The sequence below is a fragment of the Pantoea sp. Fr-CA_6 genome, assembly GCF_024520895.1.
In the GTDB taxonomy this organism is placed as follows: Bacteria; Pseudomonadota; Gammaproteobacteria; order Enterobacterales; family Enterobacteriaceae; genus Pantoea; species Pantoea agglomerans.
The window spans coordinates 16,581-32,567 of sequence record NZ_JALNPO010000001.1; the positions used below are offsets into that span (position 1 = coordinate 16,581).

Here is a 15,987-nt window from a genome sequence, read left to right on the forward strand (position 1 = left end):
AGCATTCAGGCTATCAGCAGTGGCGGCGCCTCTGGCGCCGCCTTTTAATTTTTTTTATATGTTGTGAAGCAACAGCCTGGTAGGTACGGCAATGTTAAAATTCATCCTGCGTCGCTTGCTTGAAGCGCTCCCGACGCTGTTCGTCCTGATTACCATCTCCTTCTTTATGATGCGACTGGCACCCGGCAGCCCGTTTACTGGCGAGCGCACCCTGGCACCGGAAGTGATGGCCAACATTGAGGCGAAATATCACCTCAACGATCCTATCGGTAAGCAGTATGTCGATTACCTGGTGCAGCTGGCGCACGGCGACTTCGGCCCATCCTTTAAATACAAAGATTATTCGGTCAACTACCTGGTCGCGCATGCGTTCCCGGTCTCGGCCAAACTTGGCCTGGCCGCGTTTCTGCTGGCGGTGGTACTTGGCGTCACGGCCGGAGTTATCGCTGCGCTCAAACAGAACAGCTTGTGGGATTTTGCGGTGATGGGGGTGGCAATGACCGGCGTGGTGATACCCAGTTTCGTGGTCGCGCCGTTGCTGGTTCTGCTGTTCGCCATCACCCTGAAGTGGCTGCCGGGCGGCGGCTGGAATGGTGGGCAGTGGAACTACATGCTGCTGCCGATGGTGGCGCTGTCGCTGGCTTACATCGCCAGTATCGCGCGTATCACCCGTGGATCGATGATTGAAGTGATGCACTCCAACTTTATCCGCACCGCGCGCGCCAAAGGCTTACCGCTGCGCCGCATTGTAATGCGTCATGCACTGAAACCGGCGTTGCTGCCGGTGATCTCCTACATGGGACCGGCATTTGTCGGCATCATCACCGGGTCGATGGTGATTGAGTCGATCTACGGTCTGCCGGGCATCGGTCAGCTGTTTGTGAACGGCGCCCTGAACCGTGACTACTCACTGGTGATGAGCCTGACCATTCTGGTGGGTTTGCTGACCATCGTATTCAACGCGATTGTTGACGTGCTCTATGCCGTTATCGATCCCAAAATTCGTTACTGATTGCGGAGTTCGCCATGATGTTAAGTAAGAAAAACAGCGAAGCTCTTGATGCGTTCAGTGAGAAGCTGGAAGTAGAAGGGCGTAGTCTCTGGCAGGACGCGCGTCGTCGTTTTATTCATAACCGCGCTGCCTCCATCAGCCTGCTGGTGCTGTTCCTGATCACCCTGTTCGTGATCTTTGCGCCGATGCTGGCGCAGTTCACTTACGACGATACCGACTGGGCTATGATGTCCTCGCCGCCCGATACCACCTCTGGTCACTGGTTCGGCACTGATTCTTCGGGTCGTGACCTGCTGGTACGTGTGGCTATCGGTGGCCGGATCTCGCTGATGGTGGGCGTGGCTTCTGCGCTGATCGCGGTGATTGTCGGGACGCTCTATGGCTCGATTGCTGGCTATCTCGGCGGCAAAACAGACTCGGTGATGATGCGTATTCTGGAAATCCTTAACTCCTTCCCGTTTATGTTCTTCGTGATCCTGCTGGTGACCTTCTTTGGTCGCAATATCCTGCTGATTTTTGCCGCCATCGGCATGGTTTCGTGGCTCGATATGGCGCGTATTGTGCGCGGCCAGACGCTGAGCCTGAAGCGCAAAGAGTTTATCGAAGCGGCCCATGTGGGCGGGGTATCGACCTGGAAAATCGTGGTGCGCCACATCGTGCCGAACGTGCTGGGCGTGGTAGTGGTTTACGCCTCGCTGCTGGTGCCGAGCATGATCCTGTTTGAATCCTTCCTGAGCTTCCTGGGACTGGGTACGCAGGAGCCGCTGAGCAGCTGGGGCGCACTCCTCAGCGACGGGGCAAACTCGATGGAAGTGTCGCCGTGGCTGCTGCTCTATCCGGCAGGCTTCCTGGTGGTCACGCTGTTCTGTTTCAACTTTATCGGCGATGGCCTGCGTGATGCCCTCGACCCGAAAGATCGTTAAGGAGTTTCCCGATGACTATTCATGAATTCCAGCCAGCAATGGCGGCCCGCGCGGGAAGCGAACAGCTACTTACGGTCAAAGATTTACGCGTTACCTTTGGCACGCACGATGGTGATGTTACCGCCGTTAACGACCTGAACTTCTCGCTGCGCGCCGGTGAGACGCTGGGCATTGTCGGTGAGTCCGGTTCCGGCAAGTCACAAACCGCCTTTGCCCTGATGGGGCTGCTGGCGAAAAATGGCCGCATTGGCGGTTCGGCGATGTTCAATGGCAAAGAGATCCTGAATCTGCCCGAGAACAAGCTCAATAAACTGCGCGCCGAACAGATTGCGATGATTTTCCAGGACCCGATGACCTCGCTGAACCCCTATATGCGGGTGGGCGAGCAGCTGATGGAAGTGCTTAAGCTGCATAAAGGGATGAACAACGCGCAGGCGTTTGAAGAGTCGGTGAGAATGCTGGATGCGGTGAAAATGCCGGAAGCGCGCAAGCGGATGAAGATGTATCCGCATGAGTTCTCCGGCGGTATGCGTCAGCGCGTCATGATCGCCATGGCGCTGCTGTGCCGTCCCAAACTGCTGATTGCCGACGAGCCGACCACTGCGCTGGATGTTACCGTCCAGGCGCAGATTATGACGCTGCTCAACGACCTCAAGCGCGAGTTCAACACCGCCATTATCATGATCACCCACGATCTGGGTGTGGTGGCGGGGATCTGCGACAAAGTGCTGGTGATGTATGCCGGACGCACCATGGAGTATGGCCGTGCCCGCGATGTCTTTTATCAGCCGTCACATCCTTACTCGATTGGTCTGCTTAATGCGGTGCCGCGTCTGGATGCGGAAGGGGAAAGTCTGACGACGATTCCGGGTAATCCACCCAACCTGCTGCGTCTGCCGCAGGGCTGCCCGTTCCAGCCGCGTTGTCCGCACGCTATGGATATCTGCACCCAGGCACCACCGCTGGAACCCTTTGGCGAAGGCCGTCTGCGCGCCTGCTTTAAGCCGGTGGAGGAGTTAGTATGAGCACCGTAGCTGAAAAAAGAGTGTTGCTGGAAATCGCCGACCTCAAGGTGCATTTCGACATCAAAGATGGCAGGCAGTGGTTCTGGCAGCCATCAAAAACCCTGAAAGCAGTCGATGGGGTCAGCCTGCGTCTGTATGAGGGGGAAACCCTGGGCGTGGTAGGCGAGTCTGGCTGTGGTAAATCGACCCTGGCGCGCGCCATTATCGGGCTGGTGAAGGCGACCGAAGGTCGGGTCGCCTGGTTAGGCCGTGATCTGCTGGGGCAAAGTGAAGAGGAGTGGCGCAAGGCGCGAAGCGATATCCAGATGATATTCCAGGATCCGCTGGCGTCGCTGAACCCGCGTATGACCATCGGCGATATCATCGCAGAGCCACTGCGTACCTATCATCCAAAAATGGCGCGTCAGGAAGTGAAAGACCGCGTCAAAAATATGATGATGAAAGTGGGGCTGCTGCCTAACCTGATTAACCGCTATCCGCACGAGTTCTCGGGCGGTCAGTGTCAGCGTATCGGTATCGCCCGCGCGCTGATTCTGGAGCCAAAGCTGATTATCTGTGATGAGCCGGTCTCCGCACTGGACGTCTCAATTCAGGCCCAGGTGGTTAACCTGCTGCAGCAGCTGCAGCGTGAAATGGGCTTATCGCTGATCTTCATTGCGCACGATCTGGCGGTGGTGAAACATATCTCTGACCGGGTGCTGGTAATGTATCTGGGGCATGCCGTGGAGCTGGGCACCTACAAAGAGGTCTACAGCAATCCTCAGCATCCTTATACCCGTGCGCTGATGTCCGCGGTGCCGATTCCCGATCCGGACAAGGAGAAGAACAAGCAGATTCAGCTGCTGGAAGGGGAGCTGCCGTCGCCGATCAATCCGCCATCAGGCTGCGTGTTCCGCACCCGTTGTCCGATTGCCGGTCCGGAGTGTGCGAAAACCCGGCCGCTGCTGGAAGGCAGCTTCAATCACGCGGTCTCCTGTCTGAAAGTCGACCCGCTATAATGCAAAACGCCGGGCAATCGCCCGGCGTTTTCTTATCAAATCTGACGCTTACTCACGCCACAGGATATGACAAAGCTTGTGGTCTTTCTCGCGGCACAGCAGCACGCGAGCAAAGACGTCGGTGATCGGTTCACCGTCCGCTTCACCCAGCCCAATCACCACCTCGGCGAAGAAGTCTGGGTTCAGATCGAAATCGACATGATCTTTCCAGTCTTCAGAGGGATCGAACAGCTCTGCGCCACCGCGCTCTTCGAACTGCAGATTGAAGAGAATGACGTCTGCCGGATCAAGATTGTCGACTGCCAGTTCGAGAAAAATATCGTAGGCTTGTTCCAGCGTTTCATCTTCGGTAAGGCGATTATTTAAATCCATAGTCTGTCCTGTCGGCCTGCGGCCATTTACACAATCTGGCTCGTTTTACAGTAAAGGACTGAAGAAGTAAAACAGTCGTTCGACGATGCGTTGCCACCAGGCACGTTTTGCCCAGCGCTTGCCATCCAGCAGGCGGGAACGGGCGATATAGTCATCCTGCACACAGGCGAGATCGCTGCCAAAACCCGCATCATCAACCACCAGCGTCACTTCAAAATTCAGCCATAAACTGCGCATATCGAGATTCACGGTTCCCACCAGGCTCAGTTGTCCGTCGACCAGCACGCTTTTGGTATGCAGCAGGCCATCTTCAAACTGATAAATTTTCACGCCCGCTTCCAGCAACTCACTGAAGAAGGAGCGGCTGGCCCAGCCAACCAGCAGCGAGTCATTGTGACGAGGCACAATCACGCTGACATTGACGCCACGCTGCGCCGCCGTACAGATAGCATGCAGCAGATCGTCGCTCGGCACTAAGTAGGGCGTGGTCATGATCAACTGTTCACGCGCCGAATAGACCGCAGTCAGCAGCGCCTGATGGATCATATCTTCCGGGAAGCCGGGGCCGGAGGCGATCACCTGCACGGTGTGGCCGCTCTCCTGTTCAAACGGCATAATGTTGCGATCGGGCGGCGGCGGTAAAATGCGTTTGCCGGTCTCTATCTCCCAGTCGCAGCTGAAAACAATCCCCATCGCCGTCGCCACCGGGCCTTCCATTCGCGCCATCAGGTCAATCCACTGACCGACACCCGCGCTCTGTTTAAAGAAGCGCGGATCGACCAGGTTCATGCTACCGGTATAAGCGATATAGTTATCAATGAGTACGATTTTGCGGTGCTGACGCAGATCCATCCGTCGCAGGAAGACGCGCAGCAGGCTGACCTGCAACGCTTCCACCACATCGATTCCGGCATTGCGCATCATGCCGACCCAGGGGCTGCGGAAAAAGGTAACACTGCCCGCAGAGTCGAGCAGCAGGCGGCAATGAACGCCACGGCGTGATGCCGCCATCAGCGATTCCGCCACTTCATCCGCCAGACCGCCGGGATGCCATATATAGAACACCATCTCAATGTTGTGGCGGGCCAGCTGGATATCACGAATCAGCGCCTGCATCACGTCGTCGGCGCTGGTGAGCAGCTGCAACTGGTTGCCCTTAACCCCGGCGATGCCCTGACGATGGTAGCAAAGCTCAAACAGCGAACGCGCAACGTCGCTGTGTTCGGTGGCAAAAATTTCACGGCACTGCTTAAGGTCAGTAAGCCAGCGGGCAGTGGATGGCCACATGGTGCGGGCGCGCTCCGCACGACGTTTACCCAGATGGAGTTCGCCAAAAGAGAGATAAGCGATAATCCCTACCAGCGGCAGAATATAGATAACCAGTAGCCAGGCCATCGCGGATGTCACTGCCCGTCGCTTCATCAATACGCGCAGCGTAACCCCGGCGATCAGCAGCCAGTAACCAAACACCAGCAACCAGCTGATCAGGGTATAAAAAGTGGTCATAAAGTGGACATCCCGTTCGCGCTTTCGTCCGGCAAGTTTACGTGCAGATGACGGCTAACGGAACCCTTTATCCCGGACATCCTCGATGAAGGATCCGATTTGGCATTACCGCAGAGATCTCTATAATGCCCTCGCGTATATCTCGTGTGTATGACGTCAGAGAGGAAGTGATGAAACGAAGCAGAAATGAAGTGGCGCGCTGGAGAATGTTACGGCAGGTGCATCGCCGCCGCTCACGCTGGCTGGAAGGGCAGTCGCGGCGGTATAAGCGTATCCACTGCATTCGCCATCAGCTGGCACAACAGCAGCGTCGTTCGATTCTGTTTATTACGCAGATAATATAGCGAAAGCCCGGTGAATTCAGCCTGTCGGACAAAGCAGGCTATTCAGACTTCAAATCAGGCTTCAAAAAAAACCGATTCTGCCATCGCCCGTCGCGCTATCAGGTGCTCCTGATGCGACGCGCCACGATCGCTGACTTCGCGCATCAGACATTCCATTGAGCTGCCCAGCTCAGTCGGCCTGTGGTAACCCACACGATCGTACCATTCGTAAGACCACTGACGCGATTTACGCTGATAATAGACAGTGAGCCACACTGAGCAATTAGCAGGGTAACCACTCATTACTTCTATTTTGGGGTCAACAATAGAAAGGAGCCGGGATAACAGCGGGTCGAGCAATGTAAGGGACTGGCCAGAATAAGTTTTATGCATAATGTGCCCGCGACTGTGCTGTGCATCCATTCAGAGGTTCAACTCACAAGGGGTAAATGTAGACAGCTCTGCGAGATAATTCCTCTTTAATACTAAAAAAAGGGCGGAAAGATCATTTTTTAATAGTAAAACAGGTCATGCAGGCGCGGACTAAAGAGGGAATATTAACAGGATAAAAACCGCAGGCTAACAAGTTGTACAACTTTACAATGTTGTAATGTGCTGTTATTTATGAGTTTATTGTCATTAAAACGTGACGATCTGATTTTTTAAGCTAAATATCTGTACAGATAGCTCGTTGTTGTATAACTTTATCGCATCGGTTATTAATCTTAAATGAATCCTATGAGGGTCAACCATGCAGACTAACGTTCGTATTCCCGCTTCAGTCTCTGACATCTCCGCGTATTTACACAGCGCCGCGCAGCCCTCACAACAGGCCATTCTTGGCTCCGTCGTGACAGAAATTATCAGTTCTGGCCGTAGTCTGAATCGTAAAGCGATCTGCTCAAAACTGATCGGCCGTTTACAGCATGTCACCAGTCCGGAAGAAGAACAGCACTATCATGCGCTGATTGGCCTGATTCTGGATCGCGGTTAACTCATCGCTGAAAATAGCCAGTGGCGGGATAATAAAGAGAGCGTGTATTATTGAATGACCAGGCCGGTTTACTGCCGGTTTATTATCAATGTCGTTCAGAACAACGCTTTAATTTAATAAGATCAATTGGTCTCTGCGTTTATTCGCGAGGCAGAATATTCAGACCGGCCGGTTGCTGCGACAGAGAGTGATGTGCTGCTCTGTCGCAATGAAACCTCAGGTCTGATTAACCAGCGAGACGTTGTGTCGTCATCATCAGCGTTACGTTCACCAGCTGCAGTGCCGCCGCCAGCACGATCAGCATGACAATCCACTGCTTTTTATTACGCCAGCCCTGAGTTCGCCAGAGATAAACCGCGCTTCCGATCAGTAAAGCGATAATGGCCAGTAGCCCCAGAATGATTATCTGCATCTTTCCTCTCTTGAACGATCAAAATAAAAATGGCTTCTGTGCCAGGCACAGAAGCCATTTTCAATGCTGAGTCACGATCAGAAGACGCGTTTAAACGGCTTAACCGAAACCTGCTTATAGACGCCCGCGGCGAAGTAGGGATCATCCTGTGCCCAGGATTGTGCTTCTTCTAATGACGGGAATTCAGCAATCACGGTTGAGCCGGTAAAACCCGCTACACCAGGATCGTTGCTGTCGACAGCAGGCATCGGGCCTGCAATGATCAGGCGTCCCTCTTCCTGCAGCAGTTTGAGCCGTGCCAGATGGGCAGGGCGCACGGCGTTACGTTTTTCCAGTGAATCTGCAGTATCTTCTGCATAAATGACGTAAAGCACTAAGGAACTCCCATTAACCAGAATTTCGCAACACGTTAAGGGATTGCCCCTCAGAGTGCAAACGAAACCTCAGAGTGGTGAAAGGCTCAGCATAAAGGGCTAAAAAGCGCTTTTCTTCAGGCGGGATGGCGGGAGTTATTGAAACTGATTGCTATTTGCATTTAAAATCGCTGCTTCATTCAATCACTGCGACTGTTATGACCACGCTGACTATGCCATTACCTAAACGCACGCCTGTCTCCATGTTGTTGTCTGTTGCTTTGCATGGGGCCGTGATAGCCGGAATTCTGTATGCTTCATTCCAGCAGGTGATTGAGGTGCCCAAAGCGTCGCAGCCCATCAGCGTTACCATGGTTGCCCCTGAAGTTCAGCCTGAGCCTGCACCGGCCATCGTGGAGCCGCCTGCACCACAGCCAGAACCTCAGCCAGAACCTGAACCGGTGCCGGAACCTCAGCCCGTGCCCGAACCGCCGAAAGCGGAGCCGGTGCCGATTCCCAAACCTGAGCCTAAGCCAAAGCCCAAACCGAAACCAGAGCACAAGCGGGAGCAGCCTAAACGCGAGGTGAAGCCGCGTCAGGAGAGCAAACCGCAGGCCGATCCGTTTAAGCAGGAAGCCCCGGCGACGCAGAACAAACCGACCACGGCGCCAAAATCTACGCCGTCACCCACCTCATCGGCCTCAACCGGCCCAAAAGCACTGAACGTCAGTAAGCCTGGCTATCCACAACGCGCATTTGCACTGCGTGTAGAGGGGCGGGTACGGGTGAAGTTTGATGTGGATAGTGAGGGACGGGTGGATAACATCCAGATCCTCTCTGCTGAGCCGCGCAATATGTTTGAGCGTGAAGTTAAGCAGGCGATGAAAAAGTGGCGCTATCAGAGCGGACGGCCAGGGCAGGGTCTGACCATGAATATCGTGTTTAAGATTAATGGTGGGGCCAGCATAGAATAAAGCGTCAGGTCAGGCTGAAACAGCCTGACCTGTTTTTCATTCGCCGGGTTGCTGGTTAGCGCGACCGGCTGGCAGAGGACGGGAATTACCCTCATTGTCGACCGCCACATAAATAAACACCGCTTCCGTCGCAATGTAAGTTTGTCCAATCGGCTCAGACGACACTTTTTTGATCCACACTTCCACATTAATCGTCATGGAACTGTTGCCGGTACGAAGACAGCTCGCATGGCAGCTCACCACATCGCCCACCGCGACGGGCTTCATAAATGACATGCCGTCGACGCGAACCGTCACCACGCGTCCTTCAGCGATCTCTTTCGCCAGGATAGCGCCACCCATATCCATCTGTGACATCAGCCAGCCACCAAAAATATCGCCGTTGGCGTTGGTGTCTGCTGGCATGGCGAGCGTACGCAGCACCATTTCGCCTTTCGGCAATGTATGTTTTTCGCCCATTGCTTCCACTTCTATGCAGGTGAATGCTAAAAAAATGCCCGGCGGACCGGGCAGATGATTATTTTTGTTCCTGCTGCGGCATCTGTCGCCAGATGTAAAGCCCGCTGAGCAGGGTAAACAGTAAGGTCAGACCGGAGAGACCGAACACTTTAAAGTTAACCCAAAACGCCTGAGATAACCAAAAGGCGATATAGATGTTTACCAGGCCGCAGATAAAGAAGAACAGCGCCCAGGCAACGTTGAGCCGGCGCCAGACCGCGTCGGGCAGCTGCAGCTCTTTGCCCAGCATGCGCTGAATCAGCGTCTGCTCCATAAACCACTGGCTGTAGAGCAGGGCGGCGGCAAACAGGCTGTAGATAACCGTGACTTTCCACTTAATGAACTCATCGTTGTGGAACACCAGCGTCAGGGTGCCAAAAACCGCCACCAGCACAAAGGTGAAAATCGTCATCTTTTCCAGCTTGCGATAGAGCACCCAGCTGACAACCAGCGCCAGACCGGTCGCGACAATCAGCGCGCCCGAGGCGACAAAAATGTCATACAGCTTGTAGAAGATGAAAAAGACCACCAGGGGAAGAAAGTCGAGTAGCTGCTTCATAGTTTTTCCATTCAGAGTTGGCTGCAAATGTGCCCGAAGGCACATCGTCAATCAACGTAACAGCATATAGAGCCGATAAAGATAGATAATCAACATCGCCGAAACCACATTGCCTGCCGCGGTGAAAATCACCGACGAGACATTCAGCGGTAAAACCGTCAGCGAAGAGAAGAACAGCATCACCACCACTTTGGCCAGCAGCCAGAGCAGAATCGCGGGGGCAATCAGCTTCACATTCTTCCACGCCATCCGCATGCTGGCCCGCATGGCGGCAAAGACTCCCATCTTCTCACTGGCCACCATCACCGGAGCCAGCGACAGCAGAATCGTCAGCAGAATGCCTGGCACCACCAGCACCATAAAGCCCAGTTGCGCCACCAGCGTCATCAGGAAGGTGAGCAGCAGCAGCTTTGGCAGCAGCGGCGCTGAAGCACCAATCGCCCGCAACGCACTGACACGCTGGCCGGAAGAGACCATCGGGATCAGATAGAGCATTCCGCCAAGCAGCAGCGTGTTCCCCATCAGCGCAGCGAAGGTGCTGGCCGCCGAGGCGCGCAGCAGCACCTGCTGCTGTTCCGGTGACATATTCTGCACCATCTCAAACAGCGAACCGGCGCTATCGTCACCCTGTTGCAGGAGGGCCATCTGATCGGCACCTGGCGTCAGCACATGCACCAGCATGACGGTGATAAAAGCGGCCAGCAGCGACATCAACAGCACCGTAGCCAGTTGATGGCGCGCGAAATTTCCTGTGTCACGGTATAACGAGCTTGCCGTGATAGACATGTACACTCCTTTGAGGAACCGGGTTAATTAACCCGGCGATTGTACATGTTCTGACAGCTCGCGGGCACCCGCTGCGGCATAACTTTCTGTCATGACAGGTAAAGATGGAGAAAAAAGGGCGGGAAGACCATACCGGGCGCGGGCGCGATCGCAGGCTTCATTGTGGATACCCGCTTCTCCCGACATCGAAAATTCCCGACAGGGCGTCGGACGTTGTTCGTAAATTCCGCAGGAGACACAGCCGCCAATGTCGCCTTCAAGGGCAACGCAGCGCGGCGCGCGATCGTTCGTTCCACGCATATTGCGCATTAACAGGCTGAGCGGTTCGGTTAATGCGGTCGGCACCGGGCCGCCTGCATCATCGGCTTCGGCCCAGTAAAATGAGACGCGGAAATGGGCGCAGCAGGCGCCACAGCTGACACAAGGGTTAGTTATTTCACTCATTTGATCACCCGCCCCTCCCAGGGCATCGAACCAAAATCACCAGAGAAGATAAGCAAAATAGGCCTGGCGAAATTATTCAGCAAGGGGAATTTTGCTGCGCCAGCCCGAGCCGAAATTGATCTAAATCAATTCATTGTTTTTTAAGTAATTTATCTGAAGGGTACAGAGTGCAATTTTCTGTAAATCACGTTAAATATTTGCCAGCAAAAATCGATGACGTTCGCGACATTAACATTAAGCAAAGGAGTGATGATGAAACTGGCAAAATGCGCGATGCTGCTGGCTCTGGCTTTCCCTCAGCTGTCGATGGCCCACGAAGCAGGCGACTTCTTTATGCGTGCCGGTAGTGCCACCGTCCGGCCCACCGAAGGTTCCGATAATGTGTTAGGGATGGGCGAGTTCAGCGCATCCAACGACACGCAGCTGGGCCTGACCTTTACTTACATGGCAACGGACAACATTGGTGTCGAATTACTGGCCGCCACACCGTTCCGTCACAAGGTGGGCCTGGGCCCGACCGGAACACTGGCAACGGTACGCCAGTTACCGCCTACGCTGATGGCGCAGTACTACTTCTTTGATAGCAAGAGCAAAGCGCGTCCTTACGTTGGCGTAGGTATCAACTACACCACCTTTTACGATGCCGATTTCAACCAGACGGGCCGCGATGCGGGCCTGACCGATCTCAGCGTGAAGGATTCCTGGGGTGTGGCGGGTCAGGTCGGTCTGGATTATCAGATTAACCGTGACTGGATGCTGAATGCGTCGGTGTGGTACATGGATATTGATACGGAAGTGAAGTTTAAAGCGGGTGGCGAGCAGCAGAATATCAATATGCGCATCGATCCCTGGGTCTTCTTCTTCGGAGCGGGTTACCGTTTCTGATGATAAAGATGATAAAAAGGCCGCTGAATCAGCGGCCTTTTTTTGTCTGTTAAGACGTTATTTGATCTGCATATTGTTAACAACGGACTTCACGCCCGCCACGCTGCGCGTAACCTGAACGGCACGGTTAGCCATCTGTGGTGATGAAACAAAACCGCTCAGCTGAACTTTACCTTTGAAGGTTTCTACGTTGATTTCAGTTGATTTCAGCGAGTCATCTTTCAGCAGTTCACCTTTAACTTTTGTGGTCACCACGGTGTCATCAATATAGCCACCGGTTCCCTCTTTGGTTGCGGTTGGCGCACAGGCGCTCAGTGTCAGCGCAACCACGCCCGCCAGTACAGCACCTGTCAGCAGTTTAACGAATTTCATTGCTTTCTCTCCCTGTCACAAAATGGATGCGACGTTACCGTAACGGCGCATTGTCATTGTGGTGCAGATTTTGCAAAAAGGGCAAATGGGGGAATGAAAAAAAAGGAAACAAATCATGCCTTATCGCGCGATAAGGCATGCTGGCAGAATTAACGGCTGGCGGCTTTAAGACGGCTGACAAAGTTCTTCAGCTCGCTCAGCATCACCTCAGGCTCTGAATGATGTTTTTCGATGATTCTGACAATCGCAGAGCCGGAGATCGCACCCGCAGCGCCCGCGGCGATCGCTTCCTTCACCTGTTCAGGCTCAGAGATACCAAAGCCCTGCAGCGGCGGGGCTGCATGGTATTCACGCAGCTTGTCGATCAGATGCTGCAACGGCAGGCTGGCGCGGTTTTCAGCACCGGTCACGCCCGCGCGCGACAGCAGGTAGGTGTAACCCCGTCCGTGTGAAGCGATCTCGCGCAGCAGCTCATCGCTGGCGTTAGGCGGACAGATGAAGATGGGTGCTATGCCATGACGCAGCGCCGCCTGACGGAAGGGCGCGGACTCTTCAACGGGCACATCCGCCACCAGCACCGAATCCACACCCGCCTCTGCACAACGGGCATAGAACTCATCCACACCGTTGGTGAAGACCAGATTGGCGTACATCAGCAATCCAATCGGCAGATCCGGATACTTACGGCGGATAGTGGCCAGCATTTCAAAGCATTGGCTGGTGTTGGTGCCCGCCGCAAAGGCGCGTAACGTCGCATTCTGGATGGTCGGGCCATCTGCAAGGGGATCGGAAAAGGGAATACCCAGCTCCAGTGCATCCGCGCCTCCTTCAACCAGGGCATCAATCACACGCAGTGAAAGCTCCGGTGACGGATCGCCCAGCGTAACAAAAGGAACGAAAGCCCCTTCGTTATTCGCTGACAGACGCGTAAACAGTTGATTGTAACGTTCCATCAGATTTCTCCCTGCGCTGTCAAAATGTCATGAACGGTGAAAATATCTTTGTCGCCGCGGCCAGAGAGGTTGACCACAATCAACTGCTCTTTTTCCGGCTCGGCCTGAATCATTTTCATGGCGTGCGCCAGGGCGTGGGATGACTCCAGCGCCGGAATGATACCTTCATCGCGACAGAGCTGTTTAAAGGCGGCCAGTGCTTCGTTATCGGTGATAGAGACATATTCCGCACGACCGATGCTGTTCAGGTGCGCATGCTGCGGGCCTACCGACGGGAAGTCGAGGCCGGCAGAGATCGAGTAAGACTCCTCAATCTGGCCATCATGGGTCTGCATCATCGGCGATTTCATACCGAAGTAGATGCCGACGCGACCGTGCTTGAGCGGCGCGCCATGCTCGCCGGTCTCAATGCCGTGGCCCGCAGGCTCTACGCCGATCAGCTTCACGCTGGTCTCATCGATAAAGTCGGCAAACATGCCGATGGCGTTGGAGCCGCCGCCCACACAGGCGAGGATCGCATCGGGCAGACGACCCTCTCTTTCCAGAATCTGCTTTTTAGTCTCTTCGCCAATCATGCGCTGGAACTCACGCACAATCGTCGGGAAGGGATGCGGACCCGCTGCGGTGCCGAGCATATAGTGTGATGTCTCGTAGCTGCCAGACCAGTCGCGCAGTGCTTCATTGCAGGCATCTTTCAGCGTGGCGGAGCCGCTGTGCACCGGGATCACTTCTGCGCCCATCAGACGCATACGGAAGACGTTGGGTGACTGACGCTCCACATCTTTTGCGCCCATATAGATGCGGCATTTCATGCCCAGCAGCGCACAGGCCAGCGCTGAAGCTACGCCGTGCTGACCCGCACCGGTTTCGGCAATGATTTCGTTTTTGCCCATGCGTTTGGCTAACAGCGCCTGACCCAGCACCTGGTTGGTCTTGTGCGCGCCACCGTGCAGCAGATCTTCACGCTTAAGATAGAGGCGGGTTTTGGTGCCTTTAGTCAGGTTTTTGCACAGCGTCAGGGCGGTAGGGCGACCCGCATAGTTCTTCAGCAGGTCGGTAAACTCGGCCTGAAACTCAGGATCTTTCTGGGCGTCGACAAACGCCTGTTCCAGCTGGCGCAGGGCTGGCATCAGGATTTGCGGAACATACATTCCGCCAAATTCGCCAAAGTAGGGATTAAGTAACGTCATTTTTTATCTTCCTTTCTCGGGCCCGCCGTTGAGCAGGCCAGGCAAATCAGTAGGCTCGCAGTGTCTGAAACACAGCGGCAATTTTACGGGCATCTTTGATGCCAGGCGCGCTTTCCACGCCAGAGTTGAAGTCCAGGCCGGCACAGCCGAGCTGCGCGGCTTCAACACAGTTATCCGCGCTCAGGCCACCGGCCAGCAGAACATTGTTGAGCGTCTGTCCCTGCAACAGCGACCAGTCGAAACGCTGTCCGGTTCCACCGTCGCCATTATCAAACACATAACGGTCAACATGAGGCCAGTCGCGCGCCGGCAAGGTGCCTTCAATGCGCAGCGCCTTCCAGATTTGAATCTCTGCTGGCAGAGCCGCACGCAGTTCAGCCACAAACGCCGGCGTCTCGTTGCCATGCAGCTGCACCGCAGAGAGTGAAAGCGCACCGGCTTGCGTGACAATGTCACTCATAGCGGCATTGCGGAACACGCCGACGTAGCGCAGCGGGGCCGCAGCGATAACGGTCTGCGCCGTAGCGGTGTCAATCTGGCGCGGGGAACCTTCCGCGAAGATCAGCCCACCATAGATTGCCCCGGCTTCATAGGCGGCGCGCGCATCTTCGGCACGGGTCAGGCCGCACACTTTATTGCTGCCCAGCGTGACCCGACGCACCGCTGCGGTCAGGTCGGCTTCTTCCATCAGTGCAGAACCAATCAGGAAGCCGTTGGCAAAATGGCTCAGCTCGCGAATATCGGCATAGCTGTTAATGCCTGATTCGCTGATTACCGTGACGCCGTGTGACAGGCGCGGTGCCAGCTGACGGGTGCGGTTAAGATCGATAGAGAGGTCACGCAGATCGCGGTTGTTGATACCCACGACTTTGGCCTGCAGCGCGATAGCCCGCTCCAGTTCCTCTTCATTACTCACTTCAGTCAGAATGCCCATCTTCAGGCTGTGCGCCACAGCGGCCAGCTGACGATACTGCTCATCATCCAGCACTGACAGCATCAGCAGAATCGCATCCGCCTGGTAGTAACGGGCCAGATAGATCTGATAGGGGTCGATGATAAAATCTTTGCACAGCACCGGCTGGGTGATGGCCGCGCTGACAATCGGCAGAAAGGCGAAGTCGCCCTGAAAATATTTCTCATCGGTCAATACTGACACCGCGGAAGCGTAGTGGCGGTAGACTCCGGCAATGGCGGCTGGATCGAAATCCTCACGAATAATGCCTTTCGAGGGAGAGGCCTTTTTACACTCCAGGATAAACGCGGTTCTTGCACCCTGCAGCGCGTCGTAGAAATGACGGCTGGCGGGTTCAATGCTGTTCTGAAAGGTAGAGAGAGGCTGCTGCTGCTGACGGGCTTCAACCCAAATCGCTTTGTCCTGAACAATTTTTTCTAACACGGTGCCTTTCAT

Annotated in this window: 21 protein-coding genes; 8 read left to right on the top strand and 13 right to left on the bottom strand. The window is 54.8% G+C overall.

Features of this window, described 5'->3' with window-relative positions:
* Positions 1 to 91 precede the first annotated feature (91 nt).
* The 4 genes from oppB to oppF are packed head-to-tail and all read left to right on the top strand — an operon-like array spanning position 92 to position 3,958.
* Positions 92 to 1,012, top strand: coding sequence for an oligopeptide ABC transporter permease OppB (gene oppB / locus NR201_RS00070; RefSeq protein WP_010244379.1), 921 nt, complete (start codon positions 92 to 94; stop codon positions 1,010 to 1,012).
* A 14-nt stretch (positions 1,013 to 1,026) separates the two neighbouring features.
* Positions 1,027 to 1,935 (top strand): oligopeptide ABC transporter permease OppC, encoded by a 909-nt coding sequence (gene oppC, locus NR201_RS00075; RefSeq protein WP_010244382.1) that lies wholly within the window; start codon positions 1,027 to 1,029, stop codon positions 1,933 to 1,935.
* Between the two features lie 11 nt (positions 1,936 to 1,946).
* On the top strand, positions 1,947 to 2,960 hold the full coding sequence (locus NR201_RS00080) for an ABC transporter ATP-binding protein (protein WP_010244386.1): 1,014 nt from the start codon (positions 1,947 to 1,949) through the stop codon (positions 2,958 to 2,960).
* Positions 2,957 to 3,958, top strand: a complete 1,002-nt coding sequence (oppF, locus tag NR201_RS00085) for a murein tripeptide/oligopeptide ABC transporter ATP binding protein OppF (protein WP_010244389.1) — start codon at positions 2,957 to 2,959, stop codon at positions 3,956 to 3,958. Before NR201_RS00080 ends, oppF begins: the two co-directional genes overlap by 4 nt.
* A 48-nt stretch (positions 3,959 to 4,006) precedes the next feature.
* Here oppF and NR201_RS00090 read toward each other — a convergent pair whose 3' ends face one another.
* Both NR201_RS00090 and cls read right to left on the bottom strand, forming a co-directional pair.
* Positions 4,007 to 4,330, bottom strand: a complete 324-nt coding sequence (locus NR201_RS00090; protein ID WP_003853921.1) for an HI1450 family dsDNA-mimic protein — start codon at positions 4,328 to 4,330, stop codon at positions 4,007 to 4,009.
* 45 nt (positions 4,331 to 4,375) lie between these two features.
* The gene (cls, locus tag NR201_RS00095; protein ID WP_010244396.1) at positions 4,376 to 5,836 is read right to left on the bottom strand and encodes a cardiolipin synthase; all 1,461 of its coding nucleotides are present in this window, start codon (positions 5,834 to 5,836) and stop codon (positions 4,376 to 4,378) included.
* Between the two features lie 170 nt (positions 5,837 to 6,006).
* Between cls and NR201_RS00100 the strand changes: the two genes are divergently transcribed.
* Complete coding sequence (locus NR201_RS00100; RefSeq protein ID WP_003853917.1) at positions 6,007 to 6,180, top strand: YciY family protein; 174 nt, start codon at positions 6,007 to 6,009, stop codon at positions 6,178 to 6,180.
* A 54-nt stretch (positions 6,181 to 6,234) separates the two neighbouring features.
* Here NR201_RS00100 and NR201_RS00105 read toward each other — a convergent pair whose 3' ends face one another.
* Positions 6,235 to 6,462 carry a hypothetical protein gene (locus NR201_RS00105; RefSeq protein WP_228312651.1) on the bottom strand — a complete coding sequence of 76 codons (228 nt, stop codon included), beginning with the start codon at positions 6,460 to 6,462 and terminating at the stop codon, positions 6,235 to 6,237.
* A 448-nt stretch (positions 6,463 to 6,910) separates the two neighbouring features.
* Here NR201_RS00105 and ycgZ point away from each other — a divergent pair, with 448 nt between their 5' ends.
* Entirely contained in the window at positions 6,911 to 7,153 is a 243-nt protein-coding gene (gene ycgZ, locus NR201_RS00110) for a regulatory protein YcgZ (protein WP_010244401.1), read from the top strand.
* 226 nt (positions 7,154 to 7,379) lie between these two features.
* On the opposite strand, the gene NR201_RS00115 is transcribed toward ycgZ, so the two are convergent.
* Positions 7,380 to 7,565, bottom strand: coding sequence for a hypothetical protein (locus NR201_RS00115; RefSeq protein WP_010670260.1), 186 nt, complete (start codon positions 7,563 to 7,565; stop codon positions 7,380 to 7,382).
* Positions 7,566 to 7,642: 77 nt separating this feature from the next.
* Positions 7,643 to 7,939 carry a YciI family protein gene (locus tag NR201_RS00120; protein WP_010244407.1) on the bottom strand — a complete coding sequence of 99 codons (297 nt, stop codon included), beginning with the start codon at positions 7,937 to 7,939 and terminating at the stop codon, positions 7,643 to 7,645.
* 197 nt (positions 7,940 to 8,136) lie between these two features.
* Here NR201_RS00120 and tonB point away from each other — a divergent pair, with 197 nt between their 5' ends.
* Positions 8,137 to 8,892 carry a TonB system transport protein TonB gene (tonB, locus tag NR201_RS00125; RefSeq protein ID WP_029519101.1) on the top strand — a complete coding sequence of 252 codons (756 nt, stop codon included), beginning with the start codon at positions 8,137 to 8,139 and terminating at the stop codon, positions 8,890 to 8,892.
* 36 nt (positions 8,893 to 8,928) lie between these two features.
* Here tonB and yciA read toward each other — a convergent pair whose 3' ends face one another.
* The 4 genes from yciA to NR201_RS00145 are packed head-to-tail and all read right to left on the bottom strand — an operon-like array spanning position 8,929 to position 11,179.
* Positions 8,929 to 9,351, bottom strand: a complete 423-nt coding sequence (gene yciA, locus NR201_RS00130; RefSeq protein ID WP_010244413.1) for an acyl-CoA thioester hydrolase YciA — start codon at positions 9,349 to 9,351, stop codon at positions 8,929 to 8,931.
* 58 nt (positions 9,352 to 9,409) lie between these two features.
* Positions 9,410 to 9,949: a septation protein A gene (locus NR201_RS00135; protein WP_256849228.1), complete on the bottom strand. Its 540-nt coding sequence runs from the start codon at positions 9,947 to 9,949 to the stop codon at positions 9,410 to 9,412.
* A 51-nt stretch (positions 9,950 to 10,000) separates the two neighbouring features.
* Positions 10,001 to 10,735, bottom strand: a complete 735-nt coding sequence (locus tag NR201_RS00140) for a YciC family protein (RefSeq protein WP_010244420.1) — start codon at positions 10,733 to 10,735, stop codon at positions 10,001 to 10,003.
* 27 nt (positions 10,736 to 10,762) lie between these two features.
* Positions 10,763 to 11,179: a YkgJ family cysteine cluster protein gene (locus tag NR201_RS00145; RefSeq protein WP_010670256.1), complete on the bottom strand. Its 417-nt coding sequence runs from the start codon at positions 11,177 to 11,179 to the stop codon at positions 10,763 to 10,765.
* A gap of 249 nt (positions 11,180 to 11,428) precedes the next feature.
* Between NR201_RS00145 and ompW the strand changes: the two genes are divergently transcribed.
* Positions 11,429 to 12,064 carry an outer membrane protein OmpW gene (gene ompW, locus NR201_RS00150; RefSeq protein ID WP_029519099.1) on the top strand — a complete coding sequence of 212 codons (636 nt, stop codon included), beginning with the start codon at positions 11,429 to 11,431 and terminating at the stop codon, positions 12,062 to 12,064.
* 57 nt (positions 12,065 to 12,121) lie between these two features.
* Here ompW and NR201_RS00155 read toward each other — a convergent pair whose 3' ends face one another.
* From NR201_RS00155 to trpCF, 4 genes are all read right to left on the bottom strand, one after another.
* Entirely contained in the window at positions 12,122 to 12,436 is a 315-nt protein-coding gene (locus NR201_RS00155) for a BON domain-containing protein (protein WP_010244430.1), read from the bottom strand.
* Positions 12,437 to 12,585: 149 nt separating this feature from the next.
* Positions 12,586 to 13,389, bottom strand: a complete 804-nt coding sequence (gene trpA, locus NR201_RS00160) for a tryptophan synthase subunit alpha (protein WP_010244433.1) — start codon at positions 13,387 to 13,389, stop codon at positions 12,586 to 12,588.
* Positions 13,389 to 14,579, bottom strand: a complete 1,191-nt coding sequence (gene trpB / locus NR201_RS00165) for a tryptophan synthase subunit beta (protein ID WP_010244436.1) — start codon at positions 14,577 to 14,579, stop codon at positions 13,389 to 13,391. Before trpB ends, trpA begins: the two co-directional genes overlap by 1 nt.
* 46 nt (positions 14,580 to 14,625) lie before the next feature.
* Positions 14,626 to 15,987 (bottom strand): bifunctional indole-3-glycerol-phosphate synthase TrpC/phosphoribosylanthranilate isomerase TrpF, encoded by a 1,362-nt coding sequence (trpCF, locus tag NR201_RS00170; RefSeq protein WP_010244438.1) that lies wholly within the window; start codon positions 15,985 to 15,987, stop codon positions 14,626 to 14,628.